At 70.4% G+C, this 23212-nt stretch carries 29 protein-coding genes and 3 tRNA genes; 8 read left to right on the top strand and 24 right to left on the bottom strand.

Annotation, left to right across the window (positions count from 1 at the left end; genetic code table 11):
* Nucleotides 1-2 precede the first annotated feature (2 nt).
* The 5 genes from SHK19_RS02275 to rplJ form a co-directional block, all read right to left on the bottom strand.
* Nucleotides 3-830, bottom strand: coding sequence for an MlaE family ABC transporter permease (locus SHK19_RS02275; RefSeq protein WP_322457661.1), 828 nt, complete (start codon nt 828-830; stop codon nt 3-5).
* Nucleotides 831-837: 7 nt separating this feature from the next.
* Complete coding sequence (locus tag SHK19_RS02270; protein WP_322457660.1) at nt 838-1620, bottom strand: MlaE family ABC transporter permease; 783 nt, start codon at nt 1618-1620, stop codon at nt 838-840.
* 8 nt (nt 1621-1628) lie between these two features.
* On the bottom strand, nt 1629-2597 hold the full coding sequence (locus SHK19_RS02265) for an ABC transporter ATP-binding protein (RefSeq protein ID WP_322457659.1): 969 nt from the start codon (nt 2595-2597) through the stop codon (nt 1629-1631).
* A gap of 263 nt (nt 2598-2860) precedes the next feature.
* Complete coding sequence (rplL, locus tag SHK19_RS02260; RefSeq protein WP_322457658.1) at nt 2861-3256, bottom strand: 50S ribosomal protein L7/L12; 396 nt, start codon at nt 3254-3256, stop codon at nt 2861-2863.
* A gap of 77 nt (nt 3257-3333) precedes the next feature.
* Nucleotides 3334-4047: a 50S ribosomal protein L10 gene (gene rplJ, locus SHK19_RS02255; RefSeq protein WP_322937720.1), complete on the bottom strand. Its 714-nt coding sequence runs from the start codon at nt 4045-4047 to the stop codon at nt 3334-3336.
* A 441-nt stretch (nt 4048-4488) separates the two neighbouring features.
* Here rplJ and SHK19_RS02250 point away from each other — a divergent pair, with 441 nt between their 5' ends.
* Nucleotides 4489-5754, top strand: a complete 1266-nt coding sequence (locus SHK19_RS02250; protein WP_322938666.1) for a PLP-dependent aminotransferase family protein — start codon at nt 4489-4491, stop codon at nt 5752-5754.
* A gap of 171 nt (nt 5755-5925) precedes the next feature.
* Here SHK19_RS02250 and rplA read toward each other — a convergent pair whose 3' ends face one another.
* The 5 genes from rplA to SHK19_RS02225 form a co-directional block, all read right to left on the bottom strand.
* Nucleotides 5926-6648 (bottom strand): 50S ribosomal protein L1, encoded by a 723-nt coding sequence (gene rplA / locus SHK19_RS02245; RefSeq protein WP_322457656.1) that lies wholly within the window; start codon nt 6646-6648, stop codon nt 5926-5928.
* A 71-nt stretch (nt 6649-6719) separates the two neighbouring features.
* Nucleotides 6720-7151, bottom strand: a complete 432-nt coding sequence (gene rplK / locus SHK19_RS02240) for a 50S ribosomal protein L11 (protein WP_322457655.1) — start codon at nt 7149-7151, stop codon at nt 6720-6722.
* Between the two features lie 197 nt (nt 7152-7348).
* Nucleotides 7349-8236, bottom strand: coding sequence for a transcription termination/antitermination protein NusG (gene nusG / locus SHK19_RS02235; protein ID WP_405030452.1), 888 nt, complete (start codon nt 8234-8236; stop codon nt 7349-7351).
* Nucleotides 8237-8288: 52 nt separating this feature from the next.
* Entirely contained in the window at nt 8289-8549 is a 261-nt protein-coding gene (gene secE / locus SHK19_RS02230; RefSeq protein ID WP_322457654.1) for a preprotein translocase subunit SecE, read from the bottom strand.
* Nucleotides 8550-8594: 45 nt separating this feature from the next.
* Nucleotides 8595-8667: transfer RNA gene (locus SHK19_RS02225), tRNA-Trp, on the bottom strand.
* Nucleotides 8668-8832: 165 nt separating this feature from the next.
* Between SHK19_RS02225 and SHK19_RS02220 the strand changes: the two genes are divergently transcribed.
* A complete protein-coding gene (locus SHK19_RS02220; RefSeq protein ID WP_322457653.1) occupies nt 8833-9852 on the top strand; it encodes an adenosine deaminase in 1020 nt (339 codons plus the stop codon).
* On the opposite strand, the gene SHK19_RS02215 is transcribed toward SHK19_RS02220, so the two are convergent.
* Both SHK19_RS02215 and SHK19_RS02210 read right to left on the bottom strand, forming a co-directional pair.
* The gene (locus SHK19_RS02215) at nt 9849-10217 is read right to left on the bottom strand and encodes a DUF4873 domain-containing protein (protein ID WP_322937719.1); all 369 of its coding nucleotides are present in this window, start codon (nt 10215-10217) and stop codon (nt 9849-9851) included. The genes SHK19_RS02220 and SHK19_RS02215 overlap by 4 nt on opposite strands.
* Nucleotides 10214-11119, bottom strand: a complete 906-nt coding sequence (locus tag SHK19_RS02210) for an AurF N-oxygenase family protein (protein ID WP_322457651.1) — start codon at nt 11117-11119, stop codon at nt 10214-10216. Before SHK19_RS02210 ends, SHK19_RS02215 begins: the two co-directional genes overlap by 4 nt.
* An 87-nt stretch (nt 11120-11206) precedes the next feature.
* Between SHK19_RS02210 and SHK19_RS02205 the strand changes: the two genes are divergently transcribed.
* The gene (locus SHK19_RS02205; RefSeq protein ID WP_322457650.1) at nt 11207-11851 is read left to right on the top strand and encodes a TetR/AcrR family transcriptional regulator; all 645 of its coding nucleotides are present in this window, start codon (nt 11207-11209) and stop codon (nt 11849-11851) included.
* Complete coding sequence (locus tag SHK19_RS02200; protein ID WP_322937718.1) at nt 11848-12300, top strand: DUF4190 domain-containing protein; 453 nt, start codon at nt 11848-11850, stop codon at nt 12298-12300. The genes SHK19_RS02205 and SHK19_RS02200 overlap by 4 nt, the downstream gene beginning before the upstream one ends.
* A 9-nt stretch (nt 12301-12309) precedes the next feature.
* On the opposite strand, the gene SHK19_RS02195 is transcribed toward SHK19_RS02200, so the two are convergent.
* From SHK19_RS02195 to SHK19_RS02185, 3 genes are read right to left on the bottom strand one after another with little or no spacing between them, the layout of a single operon-like run.
* Entirely contained in the window at nt 12310-13383 is a 1074-nt protein-coding gene (locus SHK19_RS02195) for a UDP-N-acetylmuramate dehydrogenase (protein ID WP_322937717.1), read from the bottom strand.
* On the bottom strand, nt 13373-13774 hold the full coding sequence (locus tag SHK19_RS02190; RefSeq protein ID WP_322457647.1) for a MaoC/PaaZ C-terminal domain-containing protein: 402 nt from the start codon (nt 13772-13774) through the stop codon (nt 13373-13375). Before SHK19_RS02190 ends, SHK19_RS02195 begins: the two co-directional genes overlap by 11 nt.
* Entirely contained in the window at nt 13771-14163 is a 393-nt protein-coding gene (locus SHK19_RS02185; RefSeq protein ID WP_322457646.1) for an FAS1-like dehydratase domain-containing protein, read from the bottom strand. Before SHK19_RS02185 ends, SHK19_RS02190 begins: the two co-directional genes overlap by 4 nt.
* Before the next feature lie 61 nt (nt 14164-14224).
* Here SHK19_RS02185 and SHK19_RS02180 point away from each other — a divergent pair, with 61 nt between their 5' ends.
* Nucleotides 14225-15214: a hypothetical protein gene (locus tag SHK19_RS02180; RefSeq protein ID WP_322457645.1), complete on the top strand. Its 990-nt coding sequence runs from the start codon at nt 14225-14227 to the stop codon at nt 15212-15214.
* A 69-nt stretch (nt 15215-15283) separates the two neighbouring features.
* Here SHK19_RS02180 and rpmG read toward each other — a convergent pair whose 3' ends face one another.
* The 7 genes from rpmG to SHK19_RS02145 form a co-directional block, all read right to left on the bottom strand.
* The gene (gene rpmG / locus SHK19_RS02175; protein ID WP_118923003.1) at nt 15284-15454 is read right to left on the bottom strand and encodes a 50S ribosomal protein L33; all 171 of its coding nucleotides are present in this window, start codon (nt 15452-15454) and stop codon (nt 15284-15286) included.
* Nucleotides 15455-15503: 49 nt separating this feature from the next.
* Nucleotides 15504-15577 (bottom strand) — tRNA-Met (locus tag SHK19_RS02170).
* A 17-nt stretch (nt 15578-15594) separates the two neighbouring features.
* A tRNA-Thr gene (locus SHK19_RS02165) sits at nt 15595-15667 on the bottom strand.
* 73 nt (nt 15668-15740) lie between these two features.
* Nucleotides 15741-17141 (bottom strand): amidase, encoded by a 1401-nt coding sequence (locus SHK19_RS02160; RefSeq protein ID WP_322937716.1) that lies wholly within the window; start codon nt 17139-17141, stop codon nt 15741-15743.
* A 43-nt stretch (nt 17142-17184) separates the two neighbouring features.
* Entirely contained in the window at nt 17185-17745 is a 561-nt protein-coding gene (locus SHK19_RS02155; RefSeq protein ID WP_322937715.1) for a DNA-3-methyladenine glycosylase I, read from the bottom strand.
* 53 nt (nt 17746-17798) lie between these two features.
* Nucleotides 17799-18179, bottom strand: a complete 381-nt coding sequence (locus SHK19_RS02150) for a VOC family protein (RefSeq protein ID WP_322457642.1) — start codon at nt 18177-18179, stop codon at nt 17799-17801.
* A 13-nt stretch (nt 18180-18192) separates the two neighbouring features.
* On the bottom strand, nt 18193-19188 hold the full coding sequence (locus tag SHK19_RS02145; RefSeq protein WP_322457641.1) for a pirin family protein: 996 nt from the start codon (nt 19186-19188) through the stop codon (nt 18193-18195).
* A 119-nt stretch (nt 19189-19307) separates the two neighbouring features.
* Here SHK19_RS02145 and SHK19_RS02140 point away from each other — a divergent pair, with 119 nt between their 5' ends.
* Nucleotides 19308-20426 carry a glycosyltransferase gene (locus tag SHK19_RS02140; protein ID WP_322937714.1) on the top strand — a complete coding sequence of 373 codons (1119 nt, stop codon included), beginning with the start codon at nt 19308-19310 and terminating at the stop codon, nt 20424-20426.
* A 9-nt stretch (nt 20427-20435) separates the two neighbouring features.
* On the opposite strand, the gene SHK19_RS02135 is transcribed toward SHK19_RS02140, so the two are convergent.
* The gene (locus SHK19_RS02135; RefSeq protein ID WP_322457639.1) at nt 20436-20993 is read right to left on the bottom strand and encodes a hypothetical protein; all 558 of its coding nucleotides are present in this window, start codon (nt 20991-20993) and stop codon (nt 20436-20438) included.
* A 184-nt stretch (nt 20994-21177) separates the two neighbouring features.
* Here SHK19_RS02135 and SHK19_RS02130 point away from each other — a divergent pair, with 184 nt between their 5' ends.
* Nucleotides 21178-21801 carry an RDD family protein gene (locus tag SHK19_RS02130; RefSeq protein ID WP_322457638.1) on the top strand — a complete coding sequence of 208 codons (624 nt, stop codon included), beginning with the start codon at nt 21178-21180 and terminating at the stop codon, nt 21799-21801.
* On the opposite strand, the gene SHK19_RS02125 is transcribed toward SHK19_RS02130, so the two are convergent.
* Entirely contained in the window at nt 21785-22555 is a 771-nt protein-coding gene (locus tag SHK19_RS02125; protein ID WP_322457637.1) for a phosphatase PAP2 family protein, read from the bottom strand. The genes SHK19_RS02130 and SHK19_RS02125 overlap by 17 nt on opposite strands.
* 106 nt (nt 22556-22661) lie before the next feature.
* Between SHK19_RS02125 and SHK19_RS02120 the strand changes: the two genes are divergently transcribed.
* Nucleotides 22662-23135: a nitroreductase family deazaflavin-dependent oxidoreductase gene (locus SHK19_RS02120; RefSeq protein WP_322937713.1), complete on the top strand. Its 474-nt coding sequence runs from the start codon at nt 22662-22664 to the stop codon at nt 23133-23135.
* The last annotated feature ends 77 nt before the right edge of the window (nt 23136-23212 follow it).

Raw genomic sequence — 23212 nt, 5'->3', positions numbered from 1 at the left:
CATCACCCCGCCAACCTGACGGTCGTTGTGGTGCCCCAGATGGCCATCGACAGGAACAGGTCGATGACATTGATCGCGACGATGCTGGTCCGCACCGCCCGGCCCACCGCGACTCCCACCCCGGCGGGGCCGCCGGACGCGGTGTAGCCGTGGTAGCAGTGGATCAGGATCACGACGACCGAGAACACCAGCACCTTGCCGAACGACCACAGGACGTCGCCGGGTGGAAGGAATTGGTTGAAGTAATGGTCGTAGGTGCCGGACGACTGGCCGTAGTAGGCGGTCACGACCAGCCGGCTGGCGACGTACGACGACAGCAGGCCCACGACGTACAGCGGCACGATCGCGATCAGGCCGGCCACGACGCGGGTCGCGACGAGGAAGCGCATCGAGGGGATCGCCATCACCTCGAGGGCGTCGACCTCCTCGGAGATCCGCATCGCACCGAGCTGGGCGGTGAAGCCGCACCCGACCGTGGCCGCCAGCGCGATGCCGGCGACGAGCGGCGCGATCTCACGAGTGTTGAAGTAGGCGGACACGAAGCCCGCGAACGCCGCGGTGCCGAGCTGGTTGAGCGCTGCGTAGCCGGACAGCCCGACCTGGGCGCCGGTGAAGAACGTCATGCCGAGGATGACGCCGATGGTGCCGCCGATGACAGCCAGCGCGCCGGAGCCGAGGGTGACCTCGGCCAGGAGCCGCACGATCTCGCGCGGGTAGTGCGAGATGGTGCGCGGCACCGCCAGGATGACGCGGATGTAGAACGAGAGCTCGTGCCCGAGGGTGTCGAGCCCCTTGAGCGGCCGCTCGTAGATCGCCTTCACGTTCGCCATGGCCTCGTCAACCCGTCTTCGGAGGCACGACTTGGAGGTAGATCGTGCTGATGATGAAGTTGACGACGAACAGGAGCAGGAAGGTGATGACGACGGACTCGTTCACGGCGTCGCCGACGCCCTTCGGGCCGCCGGCGGCGTTCATGCCCTTGTAGGCGGCGACGATCGCGGCGATCAGGCCGAAGATGAGCGCCTTGATCATTCCGACCCACACGTCCGGCAGCTGGGCCAGGGCGGTGAAGCTGGCGAGGTAGGCACCCGGTGTGCCGTCCTGGAGGACGACGTTGAAGACGTAACCGCCCGCGACGCCGACGACGCTGACCATGCCGTTGAGGAAGACCGCGACGAGCATGCACGCGAGCACGCGGGGCGCGACGAGGCGCTGGATCGGGTCGATGCCCAGCACCATCATCGCGTCGAGCTCTTCACGGATCTTCCGCGCGCCGAGGTCGGCCGCGATGGCTGAGCCGCCGGCGCCCGCGATGAGCAGCGCGGTCGCGATCGGGCCGGCCTGCTGGATCACCGCCAGCACGGAGGCGGTGCCGGTGAACGACTGCGCGCCGAACTGCTTGATCAGGCCGCCGACCTGGAGCGCGATGACCGCCCCGAACGGGATCGCGACCAGCGCCGTCGGGATGATCGTGACCGACGCGATGAACCACGCCTGCTGCAGGAACTCGCGCAGCTGGAAAGGACGCCGGAACAGTCCGCGCGCAACGTCAAGGGCGAAGGCGAAGAGCTTGCCGGCGGTGCCGACAGGCCTGAGAGCCCGCGCAACCGTCGATGACATAGGTACCGTCAGCCGCGCGCCTGCTGGGAGCCGGTCGCGTGCTCGGCCTCTTTGGTGAACGACCCAGGAGGCGGGGTGATGCCGTTCTGCCGACACCATTCACCGGGCGGCCGCTGGCTGCGCCGGGGAATGCCGTTCGACGGCTCGAGCTGGAGTGGGATCGGTGGCAGCGGCGGCAGGTCCATGTCCTTCTCCGCTGCGAGCTGGTCGGCGTCCTTCTCCTCCGACATGCCGATCGGGCCGACCGTCTGTGCGTTGAGGAACTGCCGCACGACGGGCTCGTCGGAGGAGAGCAGCATCTCGCGGGGGCCGTACATCGCGAGGTGCTTGTGGTAGAGCAGGCCGATCTGGTCGGGCACCACCCGGACGCTGTGGACGTCGTGCGTCACGATCAGGAAGGTGGCGTCGATCTGGGCGTTCAGGTCGATGAAGAGCTGGTTGATGAACGACGTGCGGACCGGGTCGAGGCCCGAGTCCGGCTCGTCGATGAGGAGGATCTCCGGGTCGAGGACGAGCGCGCGGGCGAGGCCGGCCCGCTTGCGCATGCCGCCCGAGATCTCGCCGGGGAGCTTGAACTCGGCGCCGAGGAGACCGACCAGGTCCATCTTCTCCATGACGATGTCGCGGATCTCGGACTCGGTCTTCTTGGTGTGCTCGCGCAACGGGAAGGCGACGTTGTCGTAGAGGTTCATCGAGCCGAACATCGCGCCGTCCTGGAACAGCACCCCGAACAGCTTGCGCACCTCGTAGAGCTCCTTCTCGGAGCAGGAGGCGATGTCGGTGCCCTCGATGAGGATCGAGCCCTCGTCGGGCTTGATCAGGCCGATCAGGGCCTTCAGGAACACGGACTTGCCGGTGCCGGACGGGCCCAGCATCACGGAGATCTCGCCGGCAGGGAGCGTGAGCGATACGCCCTTCCAGATGAGCTGCTTCCCGAACTGCTTGGTCAAGTTCGTCACTGCCACATCGACGCCCATGCTGCCCTCTTCCTCCCACCGTTGCCGGTCCGACGCCCCACCGGGGAGCGCCGCAGACCCAAAGCGGCTGCGTGGGAACAACGCAGTCGCGGGCCGCACGTTACGCGTAACCCGTGGTGCACGTCACGCCGCGTCCGTATCTGGGACATGTTGTCCTACTCGCCGGTACATCTGGTGGCCCGGCGACGCCAGAACGGGCAAGAGGCGGGCCCCCGGTCGGGGACCCGCCTCTTGACGGAACGTGCAGGTGTGACGTCAGTGCGTCACTTGAGGGTGACGGTGGCGCCGGCGGCCTCGAGGGCCTCCTTCGCCTTCTCCGCAGCGTCCTTGGTGGCCTTCTCGAGGACCGGCTTGGGCGCACCCTCGACCAGGTCCTTGGCCTCCTTGAGGCCGAGCGAGGTCAGCGCGCGCACCTCCTTGATGACGTTGATCTTCTTGTCACCGGCGGCCTCGAGGATGACGTCGAACTCGTCCTGCGCGGCAGCGGCCTCGTCGCCACCGGCAGCGGCACCGCCGGCGGCGGGGGCGGCAGCAACGGCGACCGGAGCAGCAGCGGTGACCCCGAAGGTCTCCTCGAACTGCTTCACGAACTCGGAGAGCTCGATGAGGGTCATCTCCTTGAACGCGTCGAGCAGCTCGTCAGTGGTGAGCTTCGCCATGATGGCGTTTCCTTCCGTTTGGTGGTCCCCCGCAAGTCACGGGCGGACCGGGTTTCAGGTGGTGGTTGCCGGGCCGGTCAGGCGTCGGCGGTGTCGCCCTCGTCGGAGGCAGCCGTGTCATCCGGGGCGGCGGACTCCGAAGGAGCCGCCTCCTCGGCGGGAGCCTCGTCAGCGGGGGCCTCGGCGGTCTCGGCTGCCTCTTCAGCAGGCGCCTCCTTCGCAGCGGCCTCCTCGGCGGCGACCGGCGTACCAGCACCACCTGCGAGGATCGAGGGGTCCTCAGCGGCCTTCGCCTGGAGCGCACCCGCGAGACGGGCGGCCTGGGCGAGCGGCGCGTTGAGGAGGTAGACGGCCTGGCTCAGCGAGGCGAGCATCGCGCCCGCCAGCTTGCCCAGGAGGACCTCGCGGGACTCGAGATCGGCCAGCTTGGCGATCTCGGCCGGCTCGAGGGCCTTGCCGTCCAGAACACCACCCTTGATGACAAGGGTGGGGTTGGCCTTGGCAAAGTCACGCAGACCCTTCGCGGCCTCGACGACGTCGCCGGTGATGAAGGCGATGGCGGTCGGGCCGGTGAGGAGCTCGTCGAAGCCCTCGATCCCCGCGTCCTTGGCGGCGATCTTGGCCAGCGTGTTCTTGACCACGGCGTAGTTGGCGTTCTCGCCGAGGGAGCGCCGCAGGTCCTGCAGCTGCTTCACGGTGAGACCGCGGTACTCGGTCAGCACAGCACCGGCGGCGTCGCCGAACGACTCAGCGATCTCCGCGACGGCGGCCTGCTTGTCTGCCCGCGCCATGGGTCTCCTTCCGGATCTGACCACCGGCTGGAGGCCCCGGAAAGGCGAACGCCCTGAGCGCAGGCACTCAGGGCGTGGACATCGGCTGCACCCGGAGGCGCAACTGCTGGTCATGCTCTGATCCCCTGCGCAGGCCATCCGCTTCCGCGGAACCTTCGGTCAGGGCTGAGGCAGCCCGGACGACCGGCGGTCTTAAGGTTTCGAAGCAGAGCGTACGGCGCTGCGTCGTATCCCTCCAAATCTCCGAGCGCTGGTGACGGTCCGAGGCACGAGGACGGTCACCGATCAGCGAGGAGGTTGAGGAGGCCTCGGCTCGAGCCGGCGCGAAGCGACGGGGCGAGCGAGCCGTCTCGAAACCAGGACAAACCGGGTGCCGAGGGATGCGGGTGCACTGGCACGATGGTCCTCGTGACCTCGTCGACCGCACAGCCGCTGACCTCGATGCCCGCCGACCAGCTCGCCGAGCGCCTCACCGCGCTGCGCGCCGACTACGAGGACCTCCAGGCGAAGGGCCTCGAGCTCGACCTCACCCGCGGCAAGCCCGGCGCCGACCAGCTCGACCTGTCCGAGGGCCTGCTGAGCCTGCCGACCGGTCACCGGGACCGCTCCGGCGCCGACGTGCGCAACTACGGCGGCCTCGAGGGCCTCACCGAGATCCGCGAGGTCTTCGCCGACCTGCTCGGTGTCGACACCGCGCAGGTCGTTGCCGGCGGGAACTCGAGCCTGACGATGATGTACCAGGTCGTCACCTGGCTGCTCCTGCACGGCGCTCCCGACTCCCCGCGGCCGTGGTCGCAGGAGGAGAAGGTCACCTTCGTCTGCCCTGTCCCGGGTTACGACCGGCACTTCACGATGCTGGCCGAGCTCGGCATCGACATGGTGACCGTGCCGATGCACGACGACGGCCCGGACGTCCCGGCCGTGCGCGCCCTGGTCGCGGACGACCCCTCGGTGAAGGGGATGTGGCTGGTGCCGACGTACGCCAACCCGACCGGGGCGGTGTGCTCGACCGAGGTCGCGGCCGACCTGATGGCGATGCCGACCGCCGCGCCGGACTTCCGGATCCTGTGGGACAACGCGTACGTCGTCCACCACCTGACCGACGTGGAGACCAAGAGCGCGGACGCGCTCGGTCTCGCCTCGGCCTCCGGCCACCCCAACCGGCCGATCATGTTCGCGTCGACGTCGAAGATCACCTTCGCCGGCGCCGGCGTGGCCGCACTGGCGGCGTCGCCGGAGAACAAGGCGTGGTACCTCAAGCGCCTCTCGTACGCCGCGATCGGCCCCGACAAGGTCAACCAGCTGCGCCACGTCGAGTTCTTCGGCGACGCCGACGGCGTACGCGCGCACATGCGCAAGCACCGGGACCTGATCGCGCCCAAGTTCGCCGCGGTGCAGGAGGCGCTCAGCGCCCGGCTCGACGGGCTCGGCGTCGCGACCTGGAGCCAACCCGTGGGCGGCTACTTCGTCGACCTCAACGTGATGGACGGCACCGCCGCCCGCGTCGTCCAGCTCGCCAAGGAGGCCGGCATCGCCCTCACCCCGGCCGGCTCCGCCTTCCCCTACGGCAACGACCCCGACGACCGCAACATCCGGCTCGCTCCCACGTTCCCCGCGCTGGCCGAGGTCGAGGCCGCCATGGCCGGGGTCGCGGTGTGCGTGGAGCTCGCCGCAGTCGAGAAGCTCACCGCTCCGGTGGTCGAGTAGCCCGAGCCGCTAGGCGAGGGCGTATCGAGACCAGGTACGACGAAGCCCGGCCACCCACGAGAGTGGCCGGGCTTCGTTGTCGTCTCACCGGATCTCGATACGCGCTACACGGCTTCGTTCCTCAGCCGTGGCGCTACTCGATCTGCCGCCTTGGTCCGCGGCTTCGCAAGCTCAGCCGGCGGAGGCGTCATCCTCCACCGTGACGTTCTTGACCCGGTTGGGGTCGACCTGGACACCGGGGCCCATGGTCGTGGAGACGGTGACCTTCTTGAGGTAGCGGCCCTTGGAGCTGGCCGGCTTGAGCCGCAGCACCTCCTCGAGGGCGGCGGCGTAGTTCTCGACCAGCTGGGTCTCCCCGAACGACGCCTTGCCGATGATGAAGTGCAGGTTGGCGTGGCGGTCGACGCGGAACTCGATCTTGCCGCCCTTGATGTCGGAGACGGCCTTGGCCGGGTCCGGGGTGACGGTGCCGGTCTTCGGGTTCGGCATCAGGCCGCGGGGGCCGAGGACGCGACCGAGACGGCCGACCTTGCCCATCATGTCCGGGGTCGCGACGACGGCGTCGAAGTCGAGCCAGCCGCCGGCCACCTTGTCGATGAGCTCGTCGCCACCGACGATGTCGGCGCCGGCCTCACGGGCGGCCTCGGCCTTGTCGGCGTTCGCGAACACGAGGACGCGAGCCGTCTTGCCGGTGCCGTGCGGTAGGTTGACGGTGCCGCGCACCATCTGGTCCGCCTTGCGCGGGTCGACGCCGAGGCGCATCACCACGTCGACGGTCTCGTCGAACTTCTTCTTGCTGGTGGACTTGGCGATCTTGATCGCGGCCAGCGGCGCGTAGAGCTCGTCCTTGTTGAACGTCTCCGCTGCCGCGCGGTAGGTCTTGCTGCGCTGCATGAGTTTTCCTTCGTTTGTCAGGAGATGTGGTCAGCGAGCCAGCGCGGCTCTCCCACACCCAAGAATCGGGCTCAGTAGTCGGTGGTGACGCCCATCGAGCGGGCGGTGCCCTCGACGATCTTCATGGCGGCCTCGATGTCGTTGGCATTGAGGTCGGGCATCTTGGTGAGGGCGATCTCGCGCACCTGGTCCTTGGTCAGCTTGCCGACCTTGTCCTTCTGCGGGACGCCCGAGCCCTTCTTCAACCCGGCTGCCTTCTTGATCAGCTCGGCGGCCGGCGGGGTCTTGGTGATGAAGTCGAACGACCGGTCCTCGTAGATCGTGATCTCGACCGGGATGACGTTGCCGCGCATGGACTCGGTCTGGGCGTTGTACGCCTTGCAGAAGTCCATGATGTTGACGCCGTGCGGACCGAGGGCGGTACCGACCGGCGGCGCCGGCGTGGCGGCACCCGCCTGCAGCTGCACCTTGACCAGCGCGGCGATCTTCTTCTTGGGAGGCATTCCTGTATCTCTTTCTTCTCGTGGTCATGACGAGGAGTACGCCGTACGCCTCTGCCACCTGTTGCTCGAGCAACCTGCCTATTGTGAGGCTGATGCCCGTGGTTGCGGAAATCACGAAGCTCACCGGGTCTCGATACGCCCGGTCGCGGCCTCGTTCCTCGGACGGCCGCTGACCTCGGACCCCCTGTTCTACGGGGTCAGACCTTTTGGACCTGGCTGAAGCTGAGCTCGACCGGGGTCTCCCGGCCGAAGATCTCGACCAGCGCCTTGAGGCGCTGCGACTCGGCGTTGATCTCGGTGATCGTCGCGTGGAGCGTCGCGAACGGGCCGTCGACCACCATCACGGAGTCGCCCACACCGAAGTCGGCGACCTCGATCGGCTTCTTCGAGGTCGGGGCGCCCGGGGTGCCGGCGGCGGCCGAGCCGTCGGCCTCGGACGGAGCGGCAAGGACGGCGGACGGCGCGAGCATCTTCTCGACCTCGTCCATGCTCAGCGGCACCGGCTGGTGGCTGTGGCCGACGAAGCCGGTCACCGACGGGGTGTGCCGCACGGCGGCCCAGGACTCGTCGGTGAGGTCCATCCGGACCAGGACGTAGCCGGGGAGGACGGTGCGCCGGACCATCTTGCGCTGACCGTTCTTGATCTCGGCGACTTCCTCGGTGGGGACCACGATCTCGTGGATGTAGTCCTCCATGTTGAGGGAGTGGATGCGGTTCTCGAGGTTGTGCTTCACCCGGTTCTCCATGCCGGAGTAGGTGTGCACGACGAACCAGTCGCCCGGCTTCATCATCAGCTCGCGACGGAAGGCCTCCAGCGGGTCGAGCTGCTCCTCGGCCGGCTCCTCCGCAGCCTCATCGGCCACGGCGTCCTCGGCCAGGGGCTCCTCGACGGCGTCGTCCTCGACCGGCGCCTCGTCGGCCGGCACCTCGTCGACCGGGGCCTCGTCCGTCGCAGCCTCGACCTCCTCAGGGGTCGACCCGACACCCTCGGTCGGCTCGGGGGTGACCTCGAGCTCCTCGGGGGTGGTGACGTCCTCGCCCGTCTCCGGGGATGAGCCGTACTGCTCCGACACGTGCTGCTCCATCAGTTGCTGTTGGCTGGGGTGTGACCTGGGGTGGCGCTGCGGACAGCCCCGGTCACCCGGCGTCGCCGCCGGTGAAGACCGCGAACACGAGCTTGCCGAGACCGAGGTCCAGCAGCGAGACGATCGCGATCATCACCAGGACGAAGGTCATGACGACGAAGAAGTAGGTCATCAGCTGCTCGCGGGTGGGGTAGACCACCTTGCGGAGCTCGGCGACGACCTGGCGGTAGAACGTCACCGGCCCGGTGCGCTTGTCGCCGGACTTGCCGGCGTCGGACTGGCGGCCCTTCTGGGCCGCGTGGGAGTCCGACACGCTGCTCACCTCTTCAACTTCTGTCTGGATTCTCGTCTGGTCCTGCAGGGCACGAGGGACTTGAACCCCCAACCTTCGGTTTTGGAGACCGATGCTCTGCCAGTTGAGCTAGTGCCCTCCGACGGCGATCCCGGCCTCCTCGCACCCGTGACCACCGTCACGAGGGCGCGACTCACCATTGGGGGAAAGCCACCAAGAGTGGAGTCTACGCACCCTCGTCCAAGCGGACCAAAAGCAGTACGACGACCGCGCCCGCCGCCGGCCCCACCTCTACGATCGCCGGATGCGGGACCCTCACTCACTACCGAAGGCGCACCTGCACCTGCACTTCACCGGGTCCATGCGGCACGCGACGCTGCTCGAGCTCGCCGAGCGCGACGGCATCCACCTCCCCGACGCGCTCGTGTCGGAGTGGCCGCCGCAGCTGACCGCGGCCGACGAGAAGGGCTGGTTCCGCTTCCAGCGCCTGTACGACGTCGCGCGTTCGGTGCTGCGCACCGAGGACGACGTACGACGCCTCGTGCGCGAGGCCGCCGAGGACGACGTCGCGGACGGTGGGCGCTGGCTGGAGATCCAGGTCGACCCGAGCGGCTACGGCGGACGGTTCGGCGGCATCACGGCCTTCACCGACCTGGTTATCGACGCGGTGCGCGACGCGAGCGAGCGCACCGGCCTCGGGATGGCGGTGGTCATCGCCGCGAACCGCACCCGCCACCCCCTGGACGCCCGGACCCTGGCCCGGCTCGCCGGCCAGTACGTCGACCGCGGCGTGGTCGGCTTCGGGCTCTCCAACGACGAGCGCCGCGGCACGACGGCCGACTTCGGCCCGGCGTTCGAGATCGCCGAGCGGGCCGGACTGCTGCTGGCGCCGCACGGCGGGGAGCTCCGCGGGCCCGAGCACATCCGGATCTGCCTGGACGCCCTCCATGCCGACCGGCTCGGGCACGGCGTGCGCGCGGCCGAGGACCCCGAGCTGCTGGCCCGGATCGTCGACGCCGGCGTCGCCCTCGAGGTGTGCCCGGTCTCGAACGTCGCCCTCGGGGTCTACTCCGACCTGACGTCGGTGCCGTTGCCCGCCCTGCTCGCGGCCGGAGCGACGGTCGCGCTGGGCGCGGACGACCCGCTGCTGTTCGGCTCCCGGCTGGCCGGCCAGTACGCCACCATGCGGGCCGCGCACGGCCTGGCCGACGAGCAGCTGGCGGAGCTGGCGCGCATGTCCTTCCGTGCCAGCCGCGCGCCCGAGGACATCCGCAAGCGGGCCGAGGCCGACATCGACGACTGGCTGGCCGACGACTCCGTCTAGACGGGGACGTCGACCTCCACCGCGGCGAGGGGGTACGGCGGAGCGCCGGTGCCGCTGACCTGGACGTGGCCCCACGGGTCGTACTCGGCGAGCCGGAGCGTGGCCGGCGGACGGTCGGCGACGACCAGGTGTGCCGTCGTCGCTCCGCCGTCCTTCGCGGCCACGACGTCGGCGGACCGCTCGATCCGGCCGTACCAGTGGTAGCGGCCGTCGAGCGGCTCGAGGTGTCCGTCGAGGTGGACGATCACGCCGAACGCCCGGTCGCCGAGGTGCAGCACGGCCGGGCCGTCGTAGCCGGACTCCTCCTCGGGAGGGAGCCAGGCCATCCCCCGCGGGTGACGCCGACGGCGGCGCACGGTCTTCACGCCAGGAACCCGCTGCGGTGCCACATGAGGCGGCCGAGCCGGCCCATCAGGCCGTTGTCCTCGAGGAACGCGGCGAGCGACGCGAACCCGACCGTGGCCATCTCCCGGTGGTGCGGGTTGGCCTGCGCCTCGCGATAAGCACGCTCGACGTCGAGCCCTGCCCGGTGGTAGATGCCGCGGTGGGTCAGCGACCGCCGGAGCACCGGACCGCCGAGACCGTTGAGGTTGCGGACCAGGAACCGCTCGAGCCAGGTCGCGTCCTGCATCCGGTGCACGACGCCCTCCCGGGCGAACCTGATGTGCCGGGCCTCCTCGGTGACGTGGATCCGCATCAGCTGGGCGACGACGGGCTGCAGGTCGGGATCCGCCATGATCCGGCGCTGCTGCGCGTCGAAGATCTCCTCACCGATCAGGGCGCCGACCCAGAGCAGCGAGCCACGGAGGAAGTGCGGGAGCGCGGCGGCGAGGAACCGGTCGGTGCGCCCCATCCGGTAGGGCCGGGCGCCGACCCGGTCGATGACCTTGCCGAACATCGTCATGTGCCGGCACTCGTCACCCATCTCGGTCAGCACGTAGTGGGCGAACGGCGACGTCGGGTCCTCGCGGAGGAGCTGCAGCAGCAGCCCGCGGTTGAGGATGTTCTCGAACCACAGGCCGACCGACAGCACGTTGGCGAGCTCCTCGCGGGACAGCGCGATCCGCTGCTCCTCGGTCAGCTCCTCCCAGTAGCCGGTGCCGTAGAGGGAGACGACCTCCTTGGGGAGGAAGTACTTGCCCTCGACGAGCGGCGCGTCCCAGTCGATGGCGACGGCCGGTTCGTAGGACCGGCGGACGGACCCGCTGATGAGACGGGTGGCCACCTGGTCGGGAGAGAGGGCGGTGCGCTCGGGCGCGGTCGTCATGAGCGGCCTTTCGAGAATGTCCGGCGAAGTTGTTTACGTACTTTCGCATTTCGTCAACGACCGGTCAAGGGGCCGTACCATTCCGTCATGGCGAGCGTCACTCCTCTGCGTCCGGGTCCCTCCGATCCGGACGCCGCCGCGCGGATCCGGGAGCGGATCCTCGATGCCGCCACCGACTGCCTGCTGGCCGAGGGGCTGGACGCGCGACTGCACGCGATGATCGCCGAGCGGGCGGGGATCTCGCGGCCCACCGTCTACAAGTACGTCGGCGACCAGGCCGCGATCGTCGCCGCGATCCTCGATCGCGAGCTCGACCAGTTCTTCGGCGCCGCCGTGCCGCTGCTGCGCCGCAGCGACGACCTCGAGGCGCACCTGGTCGACGCGATCGTGTTCGTCGTCGAGTACGGGCGCGGGCACGCGCTGCTCCAGAAGGCACTGCGCGAGCACCCCGAGCTGATCCTCCCGGCACTGACGACGGAGTCCGGCGCTCTTGTCGAACGGGTGGTCACGCTGTTCGAGGACCAGCTCGGGCGGGCACTGAGCCAGGCCGCGTCCACGGGGTCGGCGGGGTCGGCGGGGACGTCCGACGACGCCCTCACTCCCCGTGCGGCGGCCGAGTGGGGCTACCGGATCGTGATCTCCCTGATCACCACCCCCACGCCCGCGCTCGACGAGGAAGGCACCCGGCCGTACGTCGCCAACCTGGTCCGCCTGATGCGGATCGCCGGATGACCGACCAGCCCGGACTGACCCCACCGAGGCCGCCCGACGAGCCGGCGAGCCCGCCGTGGGGTGCTGCGCCGCTACCACCGCCACCGCCACCACCCCCGCCGGCGTACGGCGTGCCCGCGCAGTACCAGCAGGTCACCGGTCAGCAGACCCACCAGGGCGCGCTGTGGTCGATGATCCTCGGCATCGTCGGTCTCGTCTCCGCGATCCTCTCCCTGCCGACGGGAGGCCTGACGGCGCCCGGGATGGTCTGCTCACCGGTGGCGGTCGGTGTCGGTCTCTGGGCCAGCAAGGCCGTCCGCAACCGACCCGATCTCTACAACAACCGCGGACAGGCGATCGCGGGCTGGATCATGGGCCTGATCGGGATCCTGCTCGCGGTGCTGGCGCTGCTCCTGGTGCTGGCCTTCTTCGGCCTGCTGATCTGGCTCTTCGCCGGCGCCGAGCAGTAGCCGCAGGGCTCAGAGCGAGCAACCCACCAGCACCGGCTCGTTGACCAGCGTGATCCCGTACGCCGCCGCGACGCCGTCGCGGACCTCCCGCGCGAGCGACAGCAGGTCGGCCGCGGTGGCTCCGCCGCGGTTGGTCAGGGCCAGGGTGTGCTTGGTCGACAGGGCGGCCCGCCCGCGGTCGAGCCCATAGCCCTTCCCGAACCCGGCATGCTCGATCAGCCAGGCAGCGCTGGTCTTCACCAGGCCGTCGTCCGCCGTCGGCCAGGTCGGCGCGCCCTCGGGCACATCCGCTGCGGGCACGACCGGGTTGGTGAAGAACGAGCCGGCGCTCCAGGTGTCGTGGTCGGACGGGTCGAGCACCATCCCCTTGCCGCTGCGCAGGCCGAGCACCGCGTCACGCACGTCGGCGAGCGGCGCGCGCTGCCCGGGCTCGACGCCGAGGGAGCGGGCGAGCTCGGCATAGACGACCGGGGCGCCGAGCGACCCCTGCCGCAGCTGGAAGGTCACCGACAGCACCAGGTGCCGGGCGCCATGGGCTGCATCACCGGGGTACCGGTCGATCTTGAACCGCGACGTGCGGTAGCCGAACCCGCAGTCGGCCACCGCGAACGTGCGAATGCCGTTGAGCTTGCGGTCCCACACCCGGACCGAGGCGATCGTCTGCGCGACCTCCTGGCCGTACGCGCCGACGTTCTGGATCGGCGTCGCTCCGACCGAGCCGGGGATCCCCGACAGCGCCTCGACGCCGACCCAGCCCTGCTCGCCGGCGTGGGCCACCAGGTCGTCCCACGTCTCCCCCGCGGCGACGGTCACCACAGCGCCGCCGCAGGTCGGGTCGCCTCCGTCGCCGACGTCGGCGTGGACGCCGCGGGTCGCGACCTCCACGACCGTGCCGTCGAAGCCCTCGTCGGCGACCACCAGGTTGCTGCCGCCGCCGAGCACCAGCACCGGTTCACCGGCGGCGTCGGCGGCCGACACCGCCGCGACCAGCTCGTCCTCGGTCGTGGCCCGCACCCACGCACGGGCGGGCCCGCCGAGCCGCAGGGTGGTGTGGTCGGCGAGGCGGCGGCGGTCAGCCGACACGGACGACGGCCTTCGGGGCGCCGAGCACCTTCTCGCCGGCGCAGGTGACGTCGAGCGCGATGGTCGCGCGGCCGTCGGCGACACTCTTGACGACACCGGCGATCCGCACCGTCGCACCGCCCTCGGCCGGCACCACCACCGGCGCGGTGAACTTGCACCCGATCTCGACGACCTCGGCGTCGTCGGTCCAGGTCGCGACCGCGCGCGCGGCCAGTGCCATCGTGTACATCCCGTGCGCGATCACCCCGGGCAGTCCGACCAGCTGGGCGATCGCCTCGTCCTGGTGGATCGGGTTCTGGTCGCCGGAGGCGTCCGCGTAGGCGACCAGATCGCTGCGTCGTACGACGAACTCCTGCGGCGCGAGCTCGGTGCCCGCCGTCAGCGCGCTCATGCATCCGCCCGGTGGACCAGGGTGGCGCCGGCCGTGCAGACGAGCTCGCCGGCGGCGTCGGTGATCGTGCTGGTGGTGCGCAGGATGTCGGTGCCCTCGATCTGCCGCAGCCCGGTGACGCTGAGGGTGGCGCTGAGCTCGTCGCCGATCACGATCGGCCGCTCGTAGGTGAACCTCTGCTCGCCGTGCACGATCCGCGCCAGCTCGACCTGCTCGGCCTCGAGGAAGCCGAGCAGCGCCCGGAACGTGACAACGATCGGGAACGTCGCCGGAACCCGCCGCGTTTCCGACCCGGTGGCCGACGCGAACGACGTCACCTCCGCCGCGGTCACGACGAGCGGCGGGGTCGGCGGGAACTCCCGGCCGATGAGCGACGAGTCGATCGGCATGCCCCCACCCTAGGGGGCGTGCCCCGCCCCTTCTCGGCCCCCGGGGTGCACACTGGCGAGCATGTCGGCTCGCGCGGTGGCCGCGGCGCTGGCTGCGGCGGTTATGGGGCTCACCGGCTGCTCCGGCGAGGCCGACAGCGAGGAGCCGCGCACCCCGGCGCTGGAGGGTTGCGGCCCGGTCTCGTACGACGACGTGGCCGGCCGGGCGCCGTCGTACGTCGACGGTCCGCTCGATCCCGTCCCCAACGACCACGCGCTGTGCGCCGGCGCCTGGCTCCCGCCGACCAGTGAGACCTTCGTGCCGCAGGGGCTGGTGGTGCGCGGCCGGACCGCATGGGTGAGCGGCTACGACCGGGGGCGGACCCGGGTCGGCTCCGACACCTGCCGGGTCGTCCGGCTCGATCTCCGCACTGGGAAGGAGCTGGCCCAGCGGGCGCCGATCCGGGCCGGGCTCGCGCCGCGCGGGCCGGCCAGCTGCCGTCATGCCGGCGGACTCAGCCTCGACGACCACGGCCTGTGGATCTCACAGTTCACCAAGGTCTGGCTGCTCGACCCGGACACGTTCGACGTGCGGCGGGTGTGGCACCTCGTCGACGAGGTGCGGGGCTCGTTCCTCGTGCACGACGACCGCGGCCGGCTCGGGGTGGGCGGCTTCCACGGGGAGCGGCGGTGGCCCCTGCACTGGTTCGAGCCCGGGGTGCTCTTCGAGAGCGGGCGGCTCGACCTCACCCCCGACGACGCGGCGGCGGTCCAGCTCGGTCCTTCGGCGGGCCAGGGTGCCCTCTGGGCGGACCTGGGACCGGGCCCGGCGCAGGTGTGGTTCACGCGCTCCAACACCTACTGCGGCGAGCTGTGGGCGGGTCCGCGGCGGCGCTTCGCGTTCCACCCCGGCGCCGAGGGGGTGGCCTACGCCCGCGGCCGGGTCTGGGTGGTGAGCGAGACGACCGCGGCGCCGTACTTCCTGGACGGCGGGCGGCCCGTCGTACCGACGCTCGCGCACTACGACGTGCGCGACCTCCCGCGCTGGGAACGGTCCGACTGCGGGACGTGAAAAGACAACGACCCGGACTCCCAGGGGGAGCCGGGTCGGTCAGCCGCTGCCGTCAGGCAGGGCGCACGATCAACGCGTCTCGCGGTGCTCGGTGTGCTTGCGGCAACGCGGGCAGAACTTCGACAGCTCGAGGCGGTCGGGGTCGTTGCGCCGGTTCTTCTTCGTGATGTAGTTGCGCTCCTTGCAGTCCACGCACGCGAGCGTGATCTTGGGGCGAACGTCGGAGCTCTTGCTGGCCACGGGAAGTCCTTGCTGCTGTCTGGTTGTTGTGCGTCTTGGTCGTCTGGCGTAGCGGGGGCGGGACTCGAACCCGCGACACCACGATTATGAGCCGTGTGCTCTAACCACCTGAGCTACCCCGCCAGGGTTTGATCTCCCAGAGCCCCTTTACGGAATCGAACCGTAGACCTTCTCCTTACCATGGAGACGCTCTGCCGACTGAGCTAAAGGGGCAACGCCGCAGAACAATACCGGCCGCGCGGCGGTTCGACGAAATCGCCCGGCACGCCCGATCCCCGAAGCCGGATCAGTCCTGGATCCGGGCCCACGGCCGGGCCTGCTCGAGCTCGTAGGCGAGCTCGATCAAGACCGCTTCCTGACCGAATCCGGAGCCCAGCATCATGCCCTGCGGCAGCCCGTTCGAGGCGGTTGCCAGGGGCAGCGAGATGGCCGGCGTACCGGTCACGTTCTGCAGCGGGGTGAAGGTCACCCAGTCCTGCAGCCGGTCGATCACGACCTCGTAGTCCCTGCTCGGATCGAGGTGCCCGACCTTCGGCGTGGGGGTCGCCAGGGTGGGCGTCAGGCTGACGTCGTACTTGTCGAAGAAGAGGGCCGCGTCGTGGTTGCTGCGGCGCAGCCGCATGATCGCGCCGGGCATCCGGTGCAGGTTGCGGCGGGCGTGGCGGGCCAGCCCGACCGTCAGCGCGTCGTGATGGTCGCGGTTCCACGTCCGGCCGCGCAGCCGGCGCCCGCCGTTCAGCAGGGCGAGGGCGAGTCCGCCCCAGTAGAGGAGGAAGTCGTCGGCGAACGTCTCCGGCGCCGGTGCCTCGACCTCGATCACGGTGTGTCCGAGGTCCTCCAGGAGGCGGGCCGTCTGCTCGGTGAGCCGGGTGACCTCGGCGTCGGCGCCGCGCGCCAGGCCGGTGGTGTTCATCGCGATCCGGAGCCGCTTGCGGCCGGGGCGGGTCAGGTCGCCGATCGGCGGCATCTCCAGCGGCCGGTAGACCCGCTCCGCCTCGCGGAAGAACGCGGCCGTGTCGCGGACGCTGCGGGTCACCACCCCGTCGGCCACGATCTTGACCGGCATCTGCCGCATCGCCGCGTCCTGCGCGAGCCGGCCGCGGCTCGGCTTGAGCCCCACCAGGCCGTTGACCGCGGCCGGGATCCGGATCGAGCCGCCGCCGTCGTTGGCGTGGGCCATCGGCACCGCGCCGGCCGCGACCAGCGCGGCCGAACCGGCGCTCGAGGCGCCGGCGGTGTGGTCGGTGTGCCATGGGCAGCGGACCGGTCCCAGCCGGGGGTGCTCACTGCTGGCGCTGAACCCGTACTCCGAGAGCTGGGTCTTGCCGAGCGGGATCAGCCCGGTCGCGAGGTACATCCGTGCGAAGTCGCCGTCCTTCTTCGCGGGGTGCGGCGTCCACGCGTCGGTGCCCTCCATCGTCGGCATCCCGGCGACGTCGACGTTGTCCTTGATGAAGGTGGGCACGCCCGCGAAGAACCCGCCGCGGGGGCTGCGAGCCTCGCGCCGCGCCCGGTCGAAGTCGGCGTAGGCGACCGCACCGAGCACGTCCGCCACCTGCTCGGTGCGCGCGATGGCAGCGTCGACCACCTCCGGGATCGAGACCTTGCCGGCTTGGAGGTGCTCGACGAGGCCGACCGCGTCGAGGTCGCCGAGGGCGTCGTCGGAGAAGGCGTGCACACGCGTCATGGTCAGGCACCGTAGCGCCACCGGGGCCCGAGCGCCTCACACCTCAGTCGGGTTTCCGCCGGTGGCAGCCCGGCACGTGCGGGTCGAAGAGTCCGAGGGCCTGCATGAGTGCGAACGCGGTGGTCGGACCCACGAAGGCGAATCCCCGTCGCTTGAGGTCCTTCGCCATCGCGACCGACTCCGTCGACGTGGTGGCGTCCGCGGGGGGCGGCGTCGACGGGGCGAAGCCGAGGATGAGCCGCTCGAGCCCGCCGTCGTCGCGAAGCGCGATGATCGCCCGGGCGTTCTGCAGCGTGGCTTCGATCTTGCTGCGGTTGCGCACGATCCGCGCGTCGCCCATCAGCCGCTCGACGTCGGTCTCGTCGAAGTCGGCGACCGCGTCGGCGTCGAAGCCGGCGAAGACCTCGCGGAAGGCCGGCCGCTTGGCGAGGATCGTGGCCCACGACAGACCCGACTGGAACGCCTCGAGCGTCATCCGCTCGAAGTACGCCGACTCCCCCACGACCGGATGGCCCCACTCGTCGTCGTGGTAGTCGCGCATCGGCCCCGGTGCGCCCGCCCACGCACAGCGGGTGATGCCGTCCTCGCCGGTGACCGTGTCCATGGGTGCTGATCATGCCGGTGTCCACCGACAGCGCCGGGCTGGGTCGTCCGGCGTCAGCCGCCGCCGTACGGGACGGTGATGATCTCCAGGTTGTGGCCGTCGGGGTCCTCCCAGTAGACGCCACTGCCTCCGTCGTTGTGGTTGACCCGACCAGCCTGCCGGTGGAACGGGTCGGCCCAATAGGTGAGGCCACGCTCCTTGATCCGGCCGAGGATGGCGTCGAACTCGTCCTCGCCGACCAGGAACGCGTAGTGCTGCGGCTGGAACGACCCGGAGTCCTGGACGACGTCGAGGCTGACGCCGTTCGCGAGCTCGACGACCCGGAACGGTCCGTACTCCTGGGGTTCGGGTAGGCCGAGGATGTCGGCGAGGAAGGTCGCGGTGGCGTCCCTGTCGGATGCGTGCACGATCGTGTGGTTCAGCTCGATGCCCATCGTGGGCCTCCCTTTAGCGCCGTTCCCTGAGCCGGGCGTTCGGGAGCTCGGGAGCGGGGATCGGGCGGAGGTGGTCGTCGGCGACCACGCCGAACCGGCCGTCGGCGACCTCGGTGGAGTCGGGGACGACAACGCCGTCGCGGGTGATCTGCGCCTGCCACTCCTCGCGGTAGCCGACCACCTCCTCGTGGGTGCGGCCGACGAAGTTCCACCACATGACGATCGACTCGCCGAACGGGGTGCCGCCGAGCAGAAGCACTCGCGCGCCGTCGTCGCCGGCCACCAGCGCGATCAGACCGTCACCCGGTGGCACGTAGGCGAGGTCGGCCGGCTTTGCGGTCAGTCCGTCGACCGTGACCGACCCCTGGTCGACCAGGATCCCGTGCTCGAACGACGGGTCCACCTCGAGCGGCAGGATGACTCCGGGCTCGAGGGACAGCTCAGCACCGAGCAACGGCGTGTACGTGGACACGGGCGACGTGTGCCCCAGCATCGAGCCGATGAACACCCTCGCCTGCCAGCCGTCGCTGACGAGCTGCTCCGGGACGTAGTGCTCGAACCCGGGGTCGGCGTCCCGGCTCGCGTCGGGCAGGGCGACCCACAGCTGGGCGCCGTGCAGCGTCGTGGTCGCTCCGGTCGACACCTCCGAGTGGCTGATGCCGCGCCCAGCGGTCATCAGGTTGACCTCGCCCGGCAGCACCATCGCGTGGTGCCCGGCGCTGTCGCGGTGCTCGATCTCCCCCTCGAACAGCCAGCTCACGGTCTGCAGCCCGGTGTGCGGATGCGGAGCCACCGACATGCCGCCCGACTCCGCGACCGGGTCCGGCCCGTAGTGGTCGAGGAAGCACCACGCGCCGATCAGGCTCCGCTCCCGCTGCGGCAGGGTTCGTCGTACCGTCATCGCCCGCGGGCCGCCCAGCGGCACCTCCCGCGGCACCATGATCTCCACGCTCGGCGCGTCAGCGCCGGTGCACACGATCTCGTCTGGTCGCGCCTCCGGGTTGCTCACGCATCCATCTTGGCGCGCACGTCAACACGCTGCAGGGGCGCAAGCGCGGTTGTGCCTCGCCACGCGACCTCCACCCCGGTGTCGCCGGTCGTTCACCGGAGGGCGGGAAGGTGCCGAGCGTGCGCATCGCCCAGCTTGCCAACTTCGTCGGCGCGGCATCGGGCGGGATGAAGACCGCGCTGACCGAGCTCGGCCGGGGGTACGTCGACGCCGGGGTCGGCCGACTGCTCGTCATCCCCGGGCCCGCCGACTCGGTCAGCGAGAGCGAGGAGGGCGTCGTCGCCCAGGTGCGAGCACCGCACGTAGGCAGCGGCTACCGGCTGATCGTCGAACCGTGGCGACTCGTCGATCTCCTCGAGCGGTTCGCGCCCACGTCGATCGAGTGGAACGACAAGCTCACGCTGCTCCCGGTCGCCTGGTGGGCGCGGCGGGCGGGCGTCCGGTCGGTCTGCCTCTCCCACGAGCAGCTGACCGACATGTTCGCGAAGCGCAGCGGCAGGCCCACGACCTCGAAGGTGTCCATCGGCGTCGTCAACCGGCTGGTGGTCCGCAGCTTCGACACCTTGGTCGTCACCTCCCGCTACGCCCAGAACGAGTTCCAGCGGGTGGCCGACGCGGTGGGCTGCCCGGTCGAGCGGGTGCCTCTCGGAGTCGACCTCGCGACGTTCCGGCCGCACGACCTCACCCCGCCCGACGACGGCGTGCTGCGGCTGGCTCACGTCGGGCGGCTCTCTCGCGAGAAGTCACCGCACCTGGCCGTCGCGACGGCGGTCGAGCTGCACCGGCGCGGCGTACCACTGCGGATGGATGTGTACGGCGAGGGCCCGCACCTCGACGAGCTGCAGGCCATCGCCGGGTCCGCTCCCGTCGTCTTCCACGGTTTCGTGGACGGGCGCGAGGAGCTCAGCCGCCGGATCTCCGCGGCCGACGTGGCGCTCTCGGTCTGCCCCACCGAGACATTCGGACTGGCCGTCCTCGAGGCGCTGGCGAGCGGCACACCCGTGGTCACCGCGGATCGCGGCGGCGCCCGCGAGCTGATCGACACCAGGTCCGGCGCCTGGGCCCCGCCCGAGCCGGAGGCTCTCGCAGACGCCGTCCTCGCGGTGGCAGCGAGACCGCGAGCCGACCGTCGTACGGCGGCTCGCCGACGCGCCGAGCAGTACCCGTGGTCGGAGACCGTCCAGCGGATGCTCGCGGTCCACGACGGCAACGCGCTCCGGGTGCCCGCGACGGCCTGATCCGTCAGGTCAGCAGGAGCCGTCGACCGATGCGACCTCGGTGACCCGCCAGGGTCCGAGGATGTTGGTGACCTCGATCCGTTGCGGCGCCCGGGTCGCCTCGCCCAGCTGGGTGGGGGCGCCGTCGGGTACGACGAGCCGGGTGGCGTCGACGCAGATGTCGAGCCGGAGCACCGTGTCGCGCGGCCGGGCTTCGAGGAACTCGATCACCACGTCGCCGTCGTACGTCCCGTCGGAGTACGCCGCGAAGGCCTCGCGGTAGGGGTCGACGACCGACGCGGTGCCGTTCAGCGACAGCAGTCGCCCGACCTCGCCCTCGCGGGCGGCCTGCCTCCGTCCGCGCTCGAAGTCCACGTAGGTCTGCAGCGCCTGCTGGTAGGCACCCTCCAGCTCCGGGCGGTCGACGAGGTCGACCCCCTCGTCGGGGTAGTCGATGTCCTCGAGCTGCGACTCGTCCGCAGTGGCGGTCGAGGCGGCCGAGGGATCCGCGGCGTCCGGTCCGTCCTCCGCGCAGCCGGCGGCGATCAGGAGCGGGAGGGCGAGAGCGAGCGCGAGGCGGTGTGTCATCACGGTCCGGCCACGCTACAACCGCGGGCCGGAGGTCGTGGATGGCCGGGGCGAACGCGCCGAAAGCCCAAAACGCCGAGTTGGCACCGTTTCGGACCGGCGTCGGTCATTCTATGGTTGGCCGCAGTGCACGGACCTGACTCTCGATGCCAGCGTCCTTCCGCCAAACAGCTAGGAGCAGCACATGTCCATGCCCCCAGAGCCTCCGGGCCCTCCCGGCCCCCCGAGCACACCGCCGCCCGGACCGCCGACGCCGCCCCCGGGCGATGGCGGCTACCCCGCTGGGGGCAGCGTTCCCGGCGGACAGCCGGCGGGCGCAGGACGCCCGGGTGAGCTTCTCAACCGATTCCTTGCCCGGCTGATCGACCACGTGATTCTCGGCGTGGTCTACGTGCCGATCTTCATCATCCTCAGCGCGATCATCTACTCGGGCTTCAGCAACTCGTTCGGCGAGCAGTTCATCTTCTACACGCTGATCGCGATCCTCCAGGCCGCGCTCTACCTGGCCTACTTCACGCTGCTGGAGTCGAACCGCGGACAGACCGTGGGCAAGATGATCATGAAGCTCCGCACCTACGGCCCCGACGGGGTCAGCAACCCGACGGTCGAGCAGGCTGCGAAGCGCAACGCCTACTCCGCGCTCGGTGTGCTGAGCATCATCCCGATCATCGGCTGGTTCTTCCTCGGCTGGGCAGCACCCATTGCCGCGATGATCTTCATCGCGGTCACGTTGAACAGCGACCAGCCCAACCACCAGGGCTGGCACGACAAGTTCGCCGGCGGCACCCTGGTCAGGCAGATCGGCTGACCAGCACCCGCTCGCGATCCTGAAGGGGCGCCACCCGGGCAAGGGTGGTGCCCCTTTCGCGTGCCTGGACCGAGACGAACGCCATGGCGACCAGCACCATGCCGCCGCCGAGCAGGACGCCCGCCGCGAGGTCGCTGGGGTAGTGCCGGCCGAGGAACAGCCGGTCGAGGCAGACGGCGAGCACCGTCGCGGTGACCACGACCGTGCCCCACAGGCGGACGGCCGCGTTCCGGCTCCGCAGGACCACGAACACGAGCACCAGGCCCATCAGCGCCGCCGTACCGGAGGCGTGGGCCGACGGGAACGAGCCGGACGCGTGGAAGTGGTCGGGGGCCTGCCACTGCGGCCGGTCGCGGCCGAACAGCGCCTTCGCCCAACCGGTGAGCTCGAGCGTCGTCCACATCACGGCGACGGTGAGGAGCGCCTCGCGGACCTGTCGCCGCAGCAGCAGGAGGGCCGCCAGCGCCAGCATCCAGTACTGCAAGGTGTGCTTGTCGAACGCCCACTCGACCCACAACAGCGGCTGCTGCGTCCAGGTGTGGCTCACCGCCCACTCCCGGAACCCTGCGCTGGACGCGTCGAGCCCGCCCGGGCCCGGGGTCCCGCCGGTCATGGCGAGACCGATCAGGATGACGAGGCCGAACGACGTCAGCGACGCCAGCAGCGCGGTCCGGGCCGAGAGGGCCGGCCGCGCGGGCACTCGAGGATCAGCAGCTCGGGTTGCCGAGACGGGAGCAGCAGTGGTCGTGAGCACGTCGACGACGTTAGGAACGCCGGATGAGACCTCGATGAGGCTCTCATCTGGCGCTCATCAAGCGGGCGGCCGACCGCGGAACGGTCCTTTCGTCTACCTTTCGGGCATGGGCCTGCTCACCCCCGTCGCGATCAAGATCGGCTCCATCTCGTGGATGCCGAAGCTGCTCCCCCAGATCGTCTGGACCGACAACCTGGTTCACAAGGTCACGAAGAACCGCTACGGCATCCTCGACATCGCCGGCCTGCCCAACGTCGTGCTGACGGTGCCGGGCCGGAAGAGTGGCATCCCCCGGTCCACCAACCTGCTGACCGTCCCGGACGGCGACGAGTGGCTGATCGCCGGGTCCTACTTCGGCGCCCCCAAGCCGCCGATCTGGGTCGCCAACCTCCGGGCGGCCGAGACGGTCAAGATCCGCTACCGGCGGCAGGACTACACGGTCACCTGGCGCGAGATGGTGGGTGAGGAGCGCGAGCAGGCGTGGGAGACGATGCGGGCGTTGTGGCCGAACTTCGACAAGTACGCCGAGCGCACCGACCGGGTGATCCCGGTCTTCCGGCTGACACGCGTCGCAGGCTGACAACTGGGTTCCCGGGGCTCGCGCGCGCACCGCAACCAGCGCCGCCGGGCCGTTTTGGTGAGCGATGCCTAACGTTG

The organism is Nocardioides bizhenqiangii (assembly GCF_034661235.1).
GTDB classification, from domain to species: Bacteria; Actinomycetota; Actinomycetes; order Propionibacteriales; family Nocardioidaceae; genus Nocardioides; species Nocardioides bizhenqiangii.
This window is presented reverse-complemented; position numbering and strand designations above follow the sequence as displayed.